The sequence below is a fragment of the uncultured Castellaniella sp. genome (assembly GCF_937988725.1).
Lineage (GTDB): Bacteria > Pseudomonadota > Gammaproteobacteria > Burkholderiales > Burkholderiaceae_B > Castellaniella.
Genome location: NZ_CALKHS010000002.1, coordinates 18,898 through 33,065, shown reverse-complemented (window position 1 = coordinate 33,065; position 14,168 = coordinate 18,898). Strand labels below are relative to the sequence as shown.

15 protein-coding genes and 1 tRNA gene are annotated in these 14,168 nt (G+C 65.8%); 10 read left to right on the top strand and 6 right to left on the bottom strand.

Annotation, left to right across the window (positions count from 1 at the left end; genetic code table 11):
- Nucleotides 1–103: 103 nt before the first annotated feature.
- Nucleotides 104–1,435: a peptidoglycan DD-metalloendopeptidase family protein gene (locus Q0263_RS01375; protein ID WP_298012622.1), complete on the bottom strand. Its 1,332-nt coding sequence runs from the start codon at nucleotides 1,433–1,435 to the stop codon at nucleotides 104–106.
- A gap of 254 nt (nucleotides 1,436–1,689) precedes the next feature.
- On the opposite strand from Q0263_RS01375, the gene tyrS reads away from it, so the two are divergent.
- From tyrS to Q0263_RS01340, 7 genes are all read left to right on the top strand, one after another.
- Nucleotides 1,690–2,916, top strand: coding sequence for a tyrosine--tRNA ligase (gene tyrS / locus Q0263_RS01370; RefSeq protein WP_298012620.1), 1,227 nt, complete (start codon nucleotides 1,690–1,692; stop codon nucleotides 2,914–2,916).
- A gap of 20 nt (nucleotides 2,917–2,936) precedes the next feature.
- A complete protein-coding gene (locus tag Q0263_RS01365) occupies nucleotides 2,937–3,569 on the top strand; it encodes a YbhB/YbcL family Raf kinase inhibitor-like protein (RefSeq protein ID WP_298012619.1) in 633 nt (210 codons plus the stop codon).
- An 81-nt stretch (nucleotides 3,570–3,650) separates the two neighbouring features.
- Nucleotides 3,651–4,895 (top strand): serine hydroxymethyltransferase, encoded by a 1,245-nt coding sequence (gene glyA, locus Q0263_RS01360; protein WP_298012617.1) that lies wholly within the window; start codon nucleotides 3,651–3,653, stop codon nucleotides 4,893–4,895.
- A gap of 36 nt (nucleotides 4,896–4,931) precedes the next feature.
- Nucleotides 4,932–5,399 carry a transcriptional regulator NrdR gene (gene nrdR / locus Q0263_RS01355; RefSeq protein WP_298012615.1) on the top strand — a complete coding sequence of 156 codons (468 nt, stop codon included), beginning with the start codon at nucleotides 4,932–4,934 and terminating at the stop codon, nucleotides 5,397–5,399.
- Nucleotides 5,386–6,558 (top strand): bifunctional diaminohydroxyphosphoribosylaminopyrimidine deaminase/5-amino-6-(5-phosphoribosylamino)uracil reductase RibD, encoded by a 1,173-nt coding sequence (gene ribD / locus Q0263_RS01350; RefSeq protein WP_298012613.1) that lies wholly within the window; start codon nucleotides 5,386–5,388, stop codon nucleotides 6,556–6,558. The genes nrdR and ribD overlap by 14 nt, the downstream gene beginning before the upstream one ends.
- 67 nt (nucleotides 6,559–6,625) lie before the next feature.
- Nucleotides 6,626–7,270, top strand: coding sequence for a riboflavin synthase (locus Q0263_RS01345; RefSeq protein WP_298012611.1), 645 nt, complete (start codon nucleotides 6,626–6,628; stop codon nucleotides 7,268–7,270).
- A gap of 100 nt (nucleotides 7,271–7,370) precedes the next feature.
- Nucleotides 7,371–7,461, top strand: a tRNA-Ser gene (locus Q0263_RS01340).
- Between the two features lie 134 nt (nucleotides 7,462–7,595).
- Here Q0263_RS01340 and Q0263_RS01335 read toward each other — a convergent pair.
- Genes Q0263_RS01335 through gloB form a run of 4 tightly spaced genes read right to left on the bottom strand, consistent with a single transcriptional unit; the run spans nucleotide 7,596 to nucleotide 11,126 of the window.
- Nucleotides 7,596–8,075: a DUF4262 domain-containing protein gene (locus Q0263_RS01335; protein ID WP_298012608.1), complete on the bottom strand. Its 480-nt coding sequence runs from the start codon at nucleotides 8,073–8,075 to the stop codon at nucleotides 7,596–7,598.
- A 39-nt stretch (nucleotides 8,076–8,114) separates the two neighbouring features.
- Nucleotides 8,115–8,897, bottom strand: coding sequence for an enoyl-ACP reductase FabI (gene fabI, locus Q0263_RS01330; RefSeq protein ID WP_298012606.1), 783 nt, complete (start codon nucleotides 8,895–8,897; stop codon nucleotides 8,115–8,117).
- A gap of 26 nt (nucleotides 8,898–8,923) precedes the next feature.
- On the bottom strand, nucleotides 8,924–10,309 hold the full coding sequence (locus Q0263_RS01325) for a LysM peptidoglycan-binding domain-containing protein (RefSeq protein ID WP_298012604.1): 1,386 nt from the start codon (nucleotides 10,307–10,309) through the stop codon (nucleotides 8,924–8,926).
- Between the two features lie 7 nt (nucleotides 10,310–10,316).
- Nucleotides 10,317–11,126, bottom strand: a complete 810-nt coding sequence (gene gloB / locus Q0263_RS01320) for a hydroxyacylglutathione hydrolase (RefSeq protein ID WP_298012601.1) — start codon at nucleotides 11,124–11,126, stop codon at nucleotides 10,317–10,319.
- A gap of 33 nt (nucleotides 11,127–11,159) precedes the next feature.
- On the opposite strand from gloB, the gene Q0263_RS01315 reads away from it, so the two are divergent.
- The 3 genes from Q0263_RS01315 to dnaQ all read left to right on the top strand — a co-directional run bounded on the left by Q0263_RS01315 (nucleotide 11,160) and on the right by dnaQ (nucleotide 13,208).
- Nucleotides 11,160–11,909, top strand: coding sequence for a methyltransferase domain-containing protein (locus Q0263_RS01315; RefSeq protein ID WP_298012598.1), 750 nt, complete (start codon nucleotides 11,160–11,162; stop codon nucleotides 11,907–11,909).
- A gap of 31 nt (nucleotides 11,910–11,940) precedes the next feature.
- Nucleotides 11,941–12,393, top strand: coding sequence for a ribonuclease HI (rnhA, locus tag Q0263_RS01310; RefSeq protein WP_298012596.1), 453 nt, complete (start codon nucleotides 11,941–11,943; stop codon nucleotides 12,391–12,393).
- Between the two features lie 77 nt (nucleotides 12,394–12,470).
- Nucleotides 12,471–13,208: a DNA polymerase III subunit epsilon gene (gene dnaQ / locus Q0263_RS01305; protein WP_298012593.1), complete on the top strand. Its 738-nt coding sequence runs from the start codon at nucleotides 12,471–12,473 to the stop codon at nucleotides 13,206–13,208.
- 56 nt (nucleotides 13,209–13,264) lie between these two features.
- Here the strand turns inward: dnaQ and Q0263_RS01300 are convergent, their stop codons facing one another.
- Nucleotides 13,265–13,966, bottom strand: a complete 702-nt coding sequence (locus tag Q0263_RS01300) for a GntR family transcriptional regulator (protein ID WP_298012590.1) — start codon at nucleotides 13,964–13,966, stop codon at nucleotides 13,265–13,267.
- Between the last annotated feature and the right edge of the window lie 202 nt (nucleotides 13,967–14,168).

The window sequence follows — 14,168 nt, the reverse complement described above, 5'->3', positions numbered from 1 at the left end:
GGTGCCCGACATCAGGCCGATTAAATAGCTGCTGCGCAGGGCGCCTGGACTTGGAAAGGGGGAGGGGCGGGCCCCCGCCGCAGGCAGGGGGCGCTCCGGGGCATCAGCGCGCGGCGATCTGGATGCGGCTGTCCTGCAGCCGCGCCAGCATGTTCATCTGCGGCTGGTAGCGGGCGACCAGGGACTGGAAGGCTTTCCGGTCCGCGCCGTCCAGCGGGCGGGCCACCGGCAGGTCGGCGGCCAGAGGGTCCACCGGCTGGTTGTTGATGCGGAATTCGTAGTGCAGGTGAGGCCCGGTGGCCCAGCCGGTCTGGCCGACGTAGCCGATCAGGTCGCCCTGCTGGACGTGGTCGCCTTTTTTCAGGCCCTTGGCGAAGCGGCTCTGGTGGCCGTACAGCGTGGAGTATTTGCCGAAGTTCTTCAGGATGATGACGTTGCCGTAGCCGTTCTGCTGGCCGATGAATTCGACGGTGCCGTCGGCGGTGGCGTGGATCGGGGTGCCCGAAGGCGCGGCGTAATCGACGCCCTTGTGCCCGGTCCATTTCTTGTGGATCGGGTGCATGCGCATGCCGAACCGCGAACTGATCCGGGTGAACTTGATGGCCGTGCGCAGGAAGGCGCCCTTCAGGCTGGCTCCGGAGAAGTCGTAGTAGCCGCCCTTGCCCTCGGCGCCCTGGAACCAGACGGCGCTGTAGGTCTTGCCCTTGTTGATGAACTCCAGGGCGCGGATGCGGCCGGCGCCGACTTCCTCGCCGTCGTGCATGTAGGCGTCGTAGACGATGCGGAAGCGGTCGCCTTTGCGCAGATCTTTCAGGAAGTCGATGCGGCTGCCCAGGATGTCCACCATTTCCAGGGTGATGGCGTCGGGCAGCTGGGCCTCGTCGGCGGCGCCGAACAGGGAACTGCTGATTTCGCCTTCGGCGACCCGGGTTTCCGGAACGGCGGCCGTGGTGCGTTCATTCGCGGTGAAGTTGCCGTGTCCGTCGGGGCGGATTTCCAGCCAGGCGGATTCGATGCCGGATTTGACGCTGCTGCCGGGCGTGTGGGCGTAGCGCAGCCAGACCATGTTGCCCTGGTCGTCCAGGGCGGCCTGCACGGTGCGGCCGGGGTAGAGCTTGTAGATGGACCGGGCGCTTTCCTCGTGGGTCAGGAAGGTCAGCAGGCCGTCTTCGCTGATGCCCAGCCGGTTCAGCAGATCGGAGACCGTGTCGCCCCGGCGGATGCGGGTGGACGCGATGTAGGGCTTGGAGCTGTGCGGGTCGGCGCCCATGGGGGGCAGATCGAGCGTCTGGCGGGCCTGGAAGATCGGTTCGGGCGGTGTGGTGGGCTTGACGACGGCCAATGCGGCGGCGGTCAGAAACAGGCCCCCGGCGGCGAAAAGCAGACTGCGAGTGATATGGCGGTGGCGTTGTGTCTGGTGGGCGTCAGGCATCATGGGCGGAGATGGGCGTGATCGGATCGAATGCAGCCGGGCCTGGGTGCCGGGTCCGGAAGGCGCGACGCATCGGAATGCGCGACAGCGGGCCTGCCTGACGTGTCACCTGCAACGGAAGGGCTCTGCTAATATGAGGTTCCGCCGTCTGCTCGGGCGTCGAATGTGTTGTACAGAAGCTGCGATGGCACGTTATGCTAGCGCATTAGTCTCGTTTTTTCGAGCATTTTTTCAATTTTTCTGATAGATCAGTTACCATGCCGTCCCCCAACGCCTCCGACGACCCCCAGATTGCCCATGATCTGCGCGTGGCCCAGCGGGGCTGCGATGAATTGCTCGTCGCCTCTGAATTCGCCACCAAGCTGGCCCGCAGCCGCGCGACCGGCACGCCCTTGCGCATCAAATTGGGCCTGGATCCGACGGCGCCGGACATCCATCTGGGGCATACGGTCGTCCTGAACAAGATGCGCCAGCTGCAGGACCTCGGCCATACGGTGATCTTCCTGATCGGCGACTTCACGGCGCAGATCGGCGACCCCAGCGGGCGCAACGCCACCCGCCCGCCGCTCACGCCCGAACAGATCCGCGACAACGCCAAGACCTACTACGCCCAGGCCAGCCTGGTGCTGGACCCGGACCGCACGGAAATCCGCTACAACTCCGAATGGTGCGACCCGCTGGGCTCGCGCGGGCTGATCCAGCTGGCGTCGCGCTATACCGTGGCCCGCATGATGGAACGCGACGATTTCACGCGCCGGTTCCGGGGCGGGGTGCCGATCTCGGTGCACGAATTCCTGTATCCCCTGCTGCAGGGCTACGATTCCGTGGCGCTGAAGGCCGATCTCGAACTGGGTGGCACGGACCAGAAGTTCAACTTGCTGGTGGGCCGCGAACTGCAGAAGGAATACGGCCAGGAACCCCAGTGCGTGCTGACCATGCCGCTGCTGGAAGGCACCGACGGTGTCGAAAAGATGTCCAAATCGAAGGGCAACTACATCGGCATCACGGAAGCCCCCGATTCCATGTTCGGCAAGCTGATGTCGATTTCCGACACGCTGATGTGGCGCTATTTCGAATTGCTGTCGTTCCGTTCGCTGGACGAGATCGCCGCCCTGCAGGCGGATGTCACCGGCGGGCGCAACCCGCGCGACGCCAAAGTCCTGCTGGCCCGGGAAATCGTCGACCGCTTCCACGGCGCGGGCCAGGGCGCCCTGGCGCTGGAACACTTCAATGCGCAGTTCCGCGACGGCGCCATCCCCGAAAACCTGCCGGAAATCACGGCCGGGTCTGCCCCCATGGGCATCCTGAAAGTCCTGCGGGAATCGGGCCTGGCCGCTTCGGCATCCGAAGCCCAACGCAATGTCGAGCAGGGCGGCGTGCGCATCGACGGCGACCGTATCGAAGACAAATCCTTGCAACTGCCGGCCGGCACCTACGTCATGCAGGTCGGCAAACGTAAATTCGCCCGGGTCACACTGACCTAGGCCTGTTTCCCGGAGGGCCCATGAAACTGCACAGCGAATCTTTCCCCGACCAGGGAGTCATTCCGGAACGCAACGCCTTCGCGCGCATCGATCCGCAAAATCATGTGGCCCTGGCGGGCAACAACAATCCCCATCTGGCCTGGTCGGACGTCCCCGACGGCGTCCGGTCCTTCGCGGTGCTGTGCGTCGATCCCGACGTGCCCAGCAAGCCCGATGACGTCAACCAGGTGGGGCGTGAAGTGCCCGCCGACCTGCCGCGCTGCGATTTCTATCACTGGGTGCTGGTGGATGTCGGGGCCGATGTCCGCAGCCTGGCCGAGGGCAGCTACGCCAGCGGCATCACGCCGCGCGGCAAGGCCGGCCCGCTGGCCCTGGACGGCACGCGCCAGGGGCTGAACGACTACACCAACTGGTTTGCCGCCGACCGCGACATGAACGGGGATTACTTCGGCTACGATGGCCCATGCCCGCCATGGAACGATGCGCTCGTCCACCGCTATGTCCTGACCGTGTACGCGCTGGACGTCGCCGAACTGGACGTCGCCGGGCGCTTCACCGGAGGGCAGGTGCTGGCGGCCATGCAGGGGCACGTGCTGGCCAAGGCCTCGATCACGGGCACCTACACGCTGAACCCGCGCCTGCATGCCTTGTGACCGGATGCTTCGCGCTAGAATGATTTGCTCGATCGCCCCTGTGGCGCCTTGATTCCCTTTCCCTAGTCTTCAGGATCATTCATGTTTGACCGCACCCGTACCCTTGACAAGGCAGATCCCGCCATCTGGGCCGCCATTCAGCAGGAAAACGTTCGCCAGGAACAGCACATCGAACTCATCGCGTCCGAAAACTATGCCAGCCCGGCCGTCATGCAGGCCCAGGGCACGCAGCTGACGAACAAATACGCGGAAGGCTATCCCGGCAAGCGCTATTACGGCGGCTGCGAATACGTGGACGTCGTCGAGCAGCTGGCGATCGACCGGGTCAAGGAAATCTTCGGCGCGGAAGCCGCCAACGTGCAGCCCAATTCGGGCTCCCAGGCCAACCAGGGCGTCTACATGGCGGTCCTGAAACCCGGCGACACGGTGCTGGGCATGAGCCTGGCCGAAGGCGGCCACCTGACCCACGGGTCCCCCGTGAACGCATCGGGCAAACTGTACGACTTCCATTCCTATGGCCTGGACGCCAATGAAGTCCTGGACTACGACAAGCTCGAGGAACTGACCCGCACGCTGAAGCCGAAGCTGATCGTGGGCGGCGCCTCGGCCTATTCCCTGCGCATCGATTTCGAACGCATGGCCCGCATCGCGCATGACAACGGCGCCCTGTTCATGGTGGACATCGCCCACTACGCCGGCCTGGTCGCCGGGGGCGAATACCCCAATCCCGTGCCGCATGCCGACTTCGTCACCACGACCACGCACAAGTCCCTGCGCGGGCCGCGCGGCGGCGTCATCATGATGAAGGCCGAGTTCGAAAAGATCATCAACTCGGCCATCTTCCCGGGCATCCAGGGCGGTCCGCTGATGCACGTCATCGCCGCCAAGGCCGTCGCCTTCGGCGAAGCCCTGCAGCCCGAATTCAAGGCCTATGCCGCCCAGGTGGCGACCAATGCCCGCGTGCTGGCCGACACCCTGGTCAAGCGCGGCCTGCGCATCGTGTCCGGCCGCACCGAAAGCCACGTCATGCTGGTCGACCTGCGGGCCAAGGGCATCACTGGCAAGGCGGCCGAAGCCGTCCTGGGCCAGGCGCACATCACGGTCAACAAGAACGCCATTCCCAACGATCCGGAAAAGCCCTTCGTCACCAGCGGCATCCGCCTGGGGACGCCGGCCATGACCACGCGCGGCTTCAAGGAAGCCGAGGCCGAACTGACGGGCAACCTGATCGCCGACGTGCTGGACAACCCCGACGATGCGGCCAATATCGCCCGCGTGCGGGATCAGGTCAACGCCCTGACGGCGCGCCTGCCCGTCTATCGCTAATCCGGAGGCGGGCGCCCGCGGGCGCCCGATAGGCCGATGAAGTGTCCGTTCTGCAACTGTGCCGATACGCAGGTCGTGGATTCACGGGTTTCCGAAGAAGGCGACACGATCCGCCGGCGGCGCCGGTGCGCGGCCTGCGACCGGCGCTTCACGACCTATGAACGGGTCGATCTGATGATGCCCGCCGTCGTCAAACGCAACGGCACCCGGGCCGATTTCAATCCCGCCAAGCTGCGCTCCAGTATGGCGCTGGCCCTGCGCAAGCGCCCCGTCAGCGCCTCGGCGCTGGATGCGGCGGTGGTCCGCATCCAGGAACGCCTGCTGACCAGCGGCAAGCGCGAGGTCTCCTCGGGGCATGTGGGCGAACTGGTCATGGCCGAATTGCGCCAGCTGGACCAGGTGGCGTATGTCCGCTTCGCGTCCGTCTACCGTAGCTTCGAGGACATCCGCGAATTCGTGCATACCATCGATGAATTCCGGGCGCCCGACGATGAGCGGTCCTGAAGCGGCATCGCAGTTGGTCGAAGATCACCGCTGGATGCGGCGGGCGCTGGCGGTTGCGGAAAAATCCCTGTATCTCAGCAATCCGAATCCGCGGGTCGGCTGCGTGCTGGTGCGCGACGGCCGCTGGCTGGCGGAAGGCAATACCCAGGAAGCCGGCGGCCGGCATGCCGAAGCCCAGGCTCTGTGGCTGGCGCAACAGCAGCAGCTGGACGTCCGGGGATCGACGGCCTACGTCACCCTGGAACCCTGCAGCCATCAGGGGCGCACGCCGCCCTGCGCGGATGCGCTGATCGCCGCGGGCATCCGCCGCGTGGTGGTCGCCTTGCAGGATCCCAACCCTCGGGTGGCGGGGCAGGGAATCGAACGCTTGCGGGCCGCCGGCCTGGATGTCGACGCCGGCCTGATGGCCGATGACTCCCTGGCGCAGAACCCCGGGTTCTGCGCCCGCATGACGCGCGGCACGCCCTGGCTGTGGCTGAAGTCCGCCGCGTCCTTCGATGGCCATACCGCGCTGCCGGACGGCCGTTCCCAGTGGATCACGGGCGATGCCGCCCGCGCCGACGGGCATGGCTGGCGCGCCCGGGCCTGCGTGGTGCTGACCGGCATCGGCACGGTCCTGACGGACAATCCGCTGCTGGACGTCCGGGCCGTGCAGACGCCCCGGCAGCCCATCCGGGCCGTGCTCGATACGCAATTCATCATTTCGGAACAGGCCCGGCTGTTCAACGGCGACCCTGTCTGGATCTTCACCGCCCGGGCCGATGCCGGCAAGGCAGCCCGGCTGGCGGGACGCAACGTGCGCGTCATCGTCCTGCCCCTGGGCGAGAATGGCGCGCTGGACCTGAACGCCCTGCTGTGCTGGCTGGGCGACCACGAGATCAACGAAGTCCACGTCGAAGCCGGCGCCCGCCTGCAGGGGGCCCTGGTGGCGGGCGGGCATGTCGATGAATGGGTGGCGTATGTCGCCCCCAGCATCGTCGGGGACGGTCAGGGCCTGGCCGCGTTGCCGGCCCCCATTCCATCGCTGGACCAGGCCTACCGCTATGAGTTCCTGGATGCGGTACAGTTGGGCGCGGACATGCGCTTGAGAATGCGGCATGCGGGCCGCTGGCAGGCTCTGCGGGCGGCCTGCGGCCTGCCGGCCCGGACACTGGGCTGAATCGCCGCCCCGAAAGAACGGATCCGCGCCCCGGTCGGCGCGGAACACTTTGATGGATGGAATCGTCATGTTTACAGGAATCGTGGCGGCGGTCGGCCGCATCACCGAAGTTCGCTCCCTGGGGGATCGGGAAGACGCCGGCGTGCGGCTGGTGATCGATGCCGGCGGCCTGCCCCTGCAGGCGACCCGCCTGGGGGACTCGATCGCCATCCAGGGCGCCTGCATGACGGTGGTCGCCTTGCAGGATGCCGCGTTCGAGGTCGACGTCTCGCGCGAAAGCCTGGTGCGCACCTGCGGCCTGGATCGCGAGGGCGAGGTCAACCTGGAACACGCGCTGCGGCTGGGCGACAGCCTGGACGGGCATCTGGTGTCCGGCCACGTCGACGGCGTGGGGCGGGTGACGTGCTTCGACGCCGTGGGCGAATCCACCGAATTGCGCGTCATCGTGCCCGCGCACCTGTCCAAGTACCTGGCGTACAAAGGCTCGATCACGGTCAATGGCGTCAGCCTGACCGTCAATCGCGTGGACGATCAGGAAGAGGGCACCGAAATCTCCATCAACCTGATCCCGCATACGGTGCAGATGACGACCTTGCGCAATCTGCGGGTCGGCTCTTCAGTCAACCTGGAGATCGATCTGATCGCCCGGTACGTCGAGCGCATGGTCGGGGAAATGGGCGCCGCGCCGGTGCCGGCGCCCAGCCTGGCCTGACGCCGCGGGCGGGAGGAAGATCCCCCGATCTTGTGTTGCCGGATTGACATTCATGCTAGAATGACGGACTTCGCTTGTCGGGTCTGCCGGCAGGTGTGCAGGACAGGTGGCCGAGTGGTTGAAGGCGCACGCCTGGAAAGCGTGTATACGTGAATAGCGTATCGGGGGTTCGAATCCCCCCTTGTCCGCCAGGAATATCGGGGCCTCTGCTTGTCAGAGGCCCTTTTTTTCGCCTACGGCGGATCGCTCGGTTCGATCCTGGCGTCGTGCGAGACGACGGCCTCTTTGCCGATCAGGCCGCGTGGCAGGCATTTCGGGCGCCGTGTCAGGCGCCCATGTCCCACAGCGCCTGCTGCGGAGATGTCGCCTGATCGTAGGCCGGGTCGTTCGGGAAGCGTCCGGCGGCGTCGGACCAGAGGACCTGCAGCACGCGGATCGAGGCGCCGAAGCGGCTGCTGGCCTGGGCGACCCGCTGCGCCAGGACGAAAGGGGTCGAGACGTCGCGCAGCAGCACCGGAATGCGGACGGCCGGACCCGGCCGCTGGCCGTCGGCCAGGCCGCCCGACTGGCGGCCGTAGGCCACGAGGTCGGAGATCACGTCCATGGCCAGGGCGTGGTCCAGCGTGCCGGTGACGATCAGTTCGGGCTGCCCCGAACGGGCCAGGCCGATGGTGTGCAGGAACCAGGCGGCCGGATCCATATCGTCATCGGCCACGACCAGGTGGGTGTAGTCGTGCCACTTCAGCTTGTCTTCCAGAAAACCGTGCAGCTTGCTGCGGTTTCTGTCCTGTTCCGATTGCGCCACGGCGGTCTGCCTGATCCTGGTTGCTGACAGGCGGGATTATCAGTCCATGCCCGGCACGGTGTTGGAGAAGCCGCAGTCCACGTGCAGGATTTCGCCCGTGATGCCGGCGGCCAGGTCCGACAGCAGGAAGGAGGCGGCGTTGCCGACGTCCTCGATGGTGACGTTGCGGCCCAGCGGCGATTGCGATTCCACGTATTTCAGCATGTTGGAAAAGTCGCGGATGCCGCTGGCGGCCAGGGTCTTGATCGGGCCGGCGGAAATGCCGTTGGCGCGCAGGCCTTTCTTGCCCAGGGATTTGGCCAGGTAGCGTACGCTGGCTTCCAGGGATGCCTTGGCCAGGCCCATCATGTTGTAGTTGGGGATGGCCTTTTCGGCGCCCAGATAGGTCAGGGTCAGCACGGAGCCGTTGCGGCCTTCCAGCAGGGGCAGGGCGGCCTTGGCCAGCGCGGGGAAGCTGTAGGCGGAAATGTCGTGGGCCACGCGGAAATTTTCGCGCGTCATGCCGTCCAGGAAGTCGCCTTCCAGGGCGTCGCGCGGGGCGAAGCCGATCGAGTGCACCAGGCCGTCCAGACCGTCCCAGCGTTCGCGCAGAGAGGCGAAGGCGGCGTCGATCTGGGCGTCGTCACCCACGTCGCAGGGGATGACGATGTCGCTGCCCAGGTCCTTGGCAAAGCCGCGCACGCGCTCTTCGAAGCGCTCGCCCACGTAGGTCAGGGCGAGTTCGGCGCCTTGGGCGCGGCAGGCATGCGCGATGCCGTAGGCGATGGAGCGATTCGAGAGCACTCCGGTGATCAGGATGCGTTTGCCGTTCAGAAAACCCATGATGTATTGGTCCTATGGATGAATTTTTAGCCTTGCATGTCCGTGCCGGGCACGCGCAGGCGCTGGCCGGTGGACAGGGATGAACTCTTCAGATTGTTCAGCTTGCGCAGGGCGTCCACCGAGGTGTTGTAGCGGCGGGCCAGGGAATACAGGGTGTCGCCCTTGCGGATGGTGTGCGTGCGAACGCTGGGGGTGGATCTCAGGCGGGCCGTCGTGCGCACGGCGGGCGGCGCCGTCCGGACCTGGCGCAGGGCGGGCTTGTCCGTTTCGGGGTCGTAGGACGCCAGCCGGATGCCGCTGTCTTCGGCGGCGGGCGCCGCCGGGATCAGCAGGGTGGCGACCTTCGCCTGTGTCTGCCGCGAACCCAGGTTGTTGGCCTGGCGCAGTTGGTCCAGGGTGATGCCGTAGGATTTGGCGATGGCGGCCAGGGACTGGCCGCGCTTGGGGTGCATGACCTGCCAGGAGGACAGCCGGCCGGTATAGGTTTCGAGATTGCTGTTGAAGACGGCGACCTTGTCCAGCGGCAGGTGCAGTGCGGGGTTGTGTTCCGCCAGCATCACGGGCCGATTGTAGGCGGGGTTCAGGGCGCGGAAGTCCTCGATGGGCATTTCGGCCAGGGCCGCCGCCACGGCGATGTCCATGTCGCGCGATTTGTGCACCGTCGTGAAGTAGGGGCTGTTGCTGACCTTGGGCAGGGTGATGCCGTATTTTTCCGGGCGGGCGATGATGTTCTTGATGGCCTGCAGCTTGGGGACGTAGTTGCGCGTTTCGTCGGGCATGTCCAGCTGGGTGTAGATCGGCAGCTTGTCGTTGCTGACGGCCTTGTCCATGGCGCGTTTGACGGCGCCTTCGCCCCAGTTGTAGGACGCCAGGGCCAGGTACCAGTCGCCCTGGAAATCGTACAGGTAGCTGAGGTAGTCCAGAGCCGCCTGGGTGGACGCGACCGGGTCGCGGCGCTGGTCGCGCCACCAGTCCTGCTGCAGCTTGTAGTGCAGGCCGGTGCTGGGGATGAACTGCCACAGGCCCGACGCCTGGGAGCGCGACAGGGCGGTGGGGTCGTAGGCCGATTCGACGAAGGGCAGCAGGGCCAGTTCCGTGGGCAGGCCGCGGCGGTTCAGTTCGTCGACGATGTAGTACAGGTATTTTCCGGCCCGCTGGCTCATGAGCAGGACCGACTGGGGGTGCGCCGCGTAGTAGTCGGTCCAGTAATCGACTCGTTCGCTGTGCAGGTTGGGGATGGAGAAACCGCGTCGCACGCGATCCCACATGTCGCGGGGGGGATGGGTCAGGTCGACGGTGCGGGATGTGTCTTCTGCCACATAGGCCTGCCGCTGATCGGTGGGGGTTCGGTGGGTGGCGCAGCCAGCCAGGAGGACCAGGATCAGCGGCAGTATCAGTCGCAGGATTTTCATGAGCGGATCATTTGAAGTTGTTCTTCCATTCGCGCAGACCCGCAAAAACCGCCAGGGGCGTGTTCAGTGGTGTGGCGGCGTGTTGGCTGGCCGCAGCCCGGATATCCGGGAGGCCGGTGCGCAGGAACGGGTTCGTCTGCAGTTCCAGGCCCAGCCGTGACGGCACGGTTGGCAGACCCTGGGCGCGCAGCTGCGCCGTATCCTGGGCACGCGCCTGCAATGCAGCGTTGGTCGGTTCGACCTGCAGGGCCCAGCGAATATTGGCCGCCGTATATTCGTGTGCGCAGCACACCAGGGTATCCGGAGGCAAACACCCGATTTTACCCAAGGATTCGTGCATTTGTGCAGGGGTGCCTTCGAACAGCCTTCCGCACCCCGCCGCGAACAGCGTATCGCCGCAGAACAGGGCGGTCTGGCCGGCGTCCAGACGCCCGACGTAGGCGATGTGTCCGGCCGTGTGGCCGGGGATGTCCAGGATCTGGAACCGAAGGCCGATGCCGGGCAGGTCGACCAGATCGCCTTCGCCCAGAGGCACGTCGCACACCGGGATGTTTTCGTGGCGCGGCCCGTAGACGCGGGCCCCGGTTCGCTGGTGTAATGCCTGCACGCCGCCGACGTGATCGTGATGGTGGTGGGTGATCAGGATGGCTTCCAGCGTCAGGCCGGGCGTCAGCCGGTCCAGCACCGGGCCGGCTTCGCCGGGGTCCACGACGATGGCGTGGCCGTTTTTTTGTACCATCCAGATGTAATTGTCCGACAGGGCGGGGATGGGCGTCAGCAAGGCCGGCGCATCAGGGGTCGGGGCGATGAAATTCATGATGGGGGATTCAGGGTGGCACCGCAACGCGCAATGCCGATCGAATTGGCGGAATGGCTGGACACCCCGGTCGGGCAGTACGTGCGCGCCTGGGAACAGCATCAGGTCGATGCCATGGTCAGCAATGCGTTTGGCTATCATGCCATACAAATCGGCCTGCCGCACTGGGATCTGCTGCAATCCAACCGCATCCCGCACAAGCTCTGGGCGCACAGTCCCAGCGCGCCGTTCGGCACCCGGGCCGGCCGCCTGATCTGCGAACCCGAACAACTGCCCTTCGATACCCAGAGCGTCGATCTGATGGTCATGCCGCACACCCTGGAATGGTGCGCCGATCCGCACCAGGCGCTGCGCGAGGTCGAACGCGTCCTGATGCCCGAAGGGCGGGTCGTGCTGACGGGCTTCAACCCCTACAGCCTGTGGGGCCTGCGCGAATCTTTGCCGGGGCTGGCCCTCCAACTGCCGGTTCCGGTGCCGTCGCAGGTGTCGCCGGCGCGCTTGAAAGACTGGTTCAAGCTGTTATCCTTCGAGCTCGATCGGGGCCGTTTCGGGTGTTACGTGCCCTTGTGCGCGACCTCGGCCTGGCTGCAGCGCTGGCGTTTCATGGAACACGCCGGCGACCGCTGGTGGCCCGCGGGCGGGGCGGTCTATGCGATCGCCGCCGTCAAGCGGGTGTCCAGCATGCGGCTGGTGGGGCCGGCCTGGCGAAAGAGCCGCCGTCGTCGCGTGCGGCGCGGCGCCGTCGCCCCCGTGGCCAACCGGATCGACGATCCGGCCGGCTGATCGGATCGGAAATCATTCAAACAGGAAGTCGATGGCGGAACCACACGTGGATATCTGGACGGACGGAGCCTGCAAGGGCAATCCGGGCCCGGGGGGCTGGGGCGCGTTGCTGCGCCAGGGGCCGCATGAAAAGACCCTGCATGGCGGCGAGGCCCTGACGACCAACAATCGCATGGAACTGATGGCCGTCATCCAGGCGCTGCGGGCGCTCAAGCGCCGCTGCGTGGTCACGGTGCACACGGATTCCGTCTATGTGCAAAAGGGCATGACGCAGTGGCTGCCGAACTGGAAGCGGCGGGACTGGCGCACCGCCGACAAGAAGCCGGTGAAGAACGCCGATCTCTGGCAGGACCTGGACGCCCTGGCCGGGCAGCATGAACTACACTGGCGCTGGGTCAAGGGCCATGCGGGCGATCCCGGCAATGAGCGCGCCGACGCCCTGGCCAATCGGGGCGTGGAAGAACTGGCCCGGGTCGCCGAATGATCCGCGCGTGATCGCCCGCGGCGCGGGATCGCGTCCCGCGCCCGATTTTTCTGAATCTCTCGAATCATTCCCTTGCTATGCGCCAAATCGTCCTGGATACCGAAACCACCGGCCTGGAGCCCGAACAGGGCCACCGGGTGGTTGAACTGGCCTGCGTGGAGATCGTCAACCGCCAAGTGACGGACAGGCACCTGCACCTGTACCTGAATCCGGATCGGGACAGCGACCCCGACGCTCTGCGCATCCACGGCCTGACCACGGAATTCCTGTCCGGCCATCCGCGCTTCCCGGAAATCGCCCAGCAACTGGTCGATTTCGTGCGCGATGCCGAAGTCATCATCCACAACGCCGCGTTCGACGTGAAGTTCCTGAATTCGGAGCTGAAGCGGGCCGGCCTGCCGCTGTTCACCGATCTGTGCGGCAAGGTCACCGATTCCCTGCTGGTGGCCCGCGAGATGTTCCCCGGCAAGCGCAACAATCTGGATGCGCTGTGCGACCGCTTCGGGATCTCCAATGCGCACCGCACCCTGCACGGCGCCCTGCTGGACTCCGAGCTGCTGGGCGAGGTCTGGCTGGCCATGACGCGCGGCCAGAATTCCCTGCTGGGAGGCGATGGCGACGAGACGAACCGCAAGGCCGGCGGCGGCGCGGCGGGAACGCTGGACCGCTTCGATGCGTCCGGCCTGCCCGTGATCCAGGTCAGCGCCCGGGACCAGCAGGCCCACGAAGCCTACCTGGACGGCCTGGACAAGGCGGCCGGCGGCCGCAGCCTGTGGCGCGAACTGGAATCGCCGGCGCAGCCCGACGCGTCCTGATCGGCGATGCGGCCGGCATGCATGGGTCGGCGGCGTGCGGCGCCCGGATCCGCCGTTCAGGCATCCGGCTCGACCGCGTCTTCGGCGCCCTTTCGGCTCAGCCGCTCGTAGTTGTCCCGCAGCAGCAGGCCGGCGAAATAGATGTGTTCGCGCATCAGCTGCTCGGCGCGCGCGCCATCCTTCTCGATGACGGCGGTGACGATGCGGTGGTGGTCCTGATGCGAGCGGCTGATCACCCCGTGGTCTTCCCACAGCATGATCCTGTCCGAGGCGAATGGCGCCGCCTGCGCCTGGTTCGTGAATCGCGAGAGCCAGGAGTTTCCCGCCGCTTCCAGCAAGGTCTCGTGCAGGGTCACGTTCATTTGCTGGTAGGGGGCGTGGTCCTCCGGCAGCAGGACGCCCTTGTCGAGGATGGCGTCGCCGTGCGCCAGGCAGGCCTTGAGCTGGCTGATGGCAAGGCTGGATAGCCCTTTCTGCGCCGCGCGCCGACAGGCCAGGCCTTCCAGGACGGCCCGCACTTCATAGGCCCCGATCACGTCCTCGTATTGATACACACGGACCGAATAGCCGCGTTTGGGCTGGTGTTCCAGCAGGCCTTCGTTGCCGAGGTTGGCCAGGGCGGCCCTGATGGGCGTGCGCGATACCCCCAGTTTTTGCGCCAGGGGGATTTCTTCCAGACGTTCGCCGGGCCGCAGCACGCCCTGGAATACCCATGTGCGCAGCGTCTGGGTCACGTGGTCCGCAAGTGTATTCATCATTCCTATGTATACATTAAAAAGAATATCTCATGGTCAGACATCCACTTTAGCCTGAAAACTAGTGGAAATACCTATGAACATCGCGGCCTCATGTATGCATAATTGACTTAAATCAAGGAAAACAGCCCAGAAACTGGGTTTTTTTATCGAGTTTTTCATTTCATGTATACATGAAAGCGTTCGCGGAGACACTCGCGGCGCA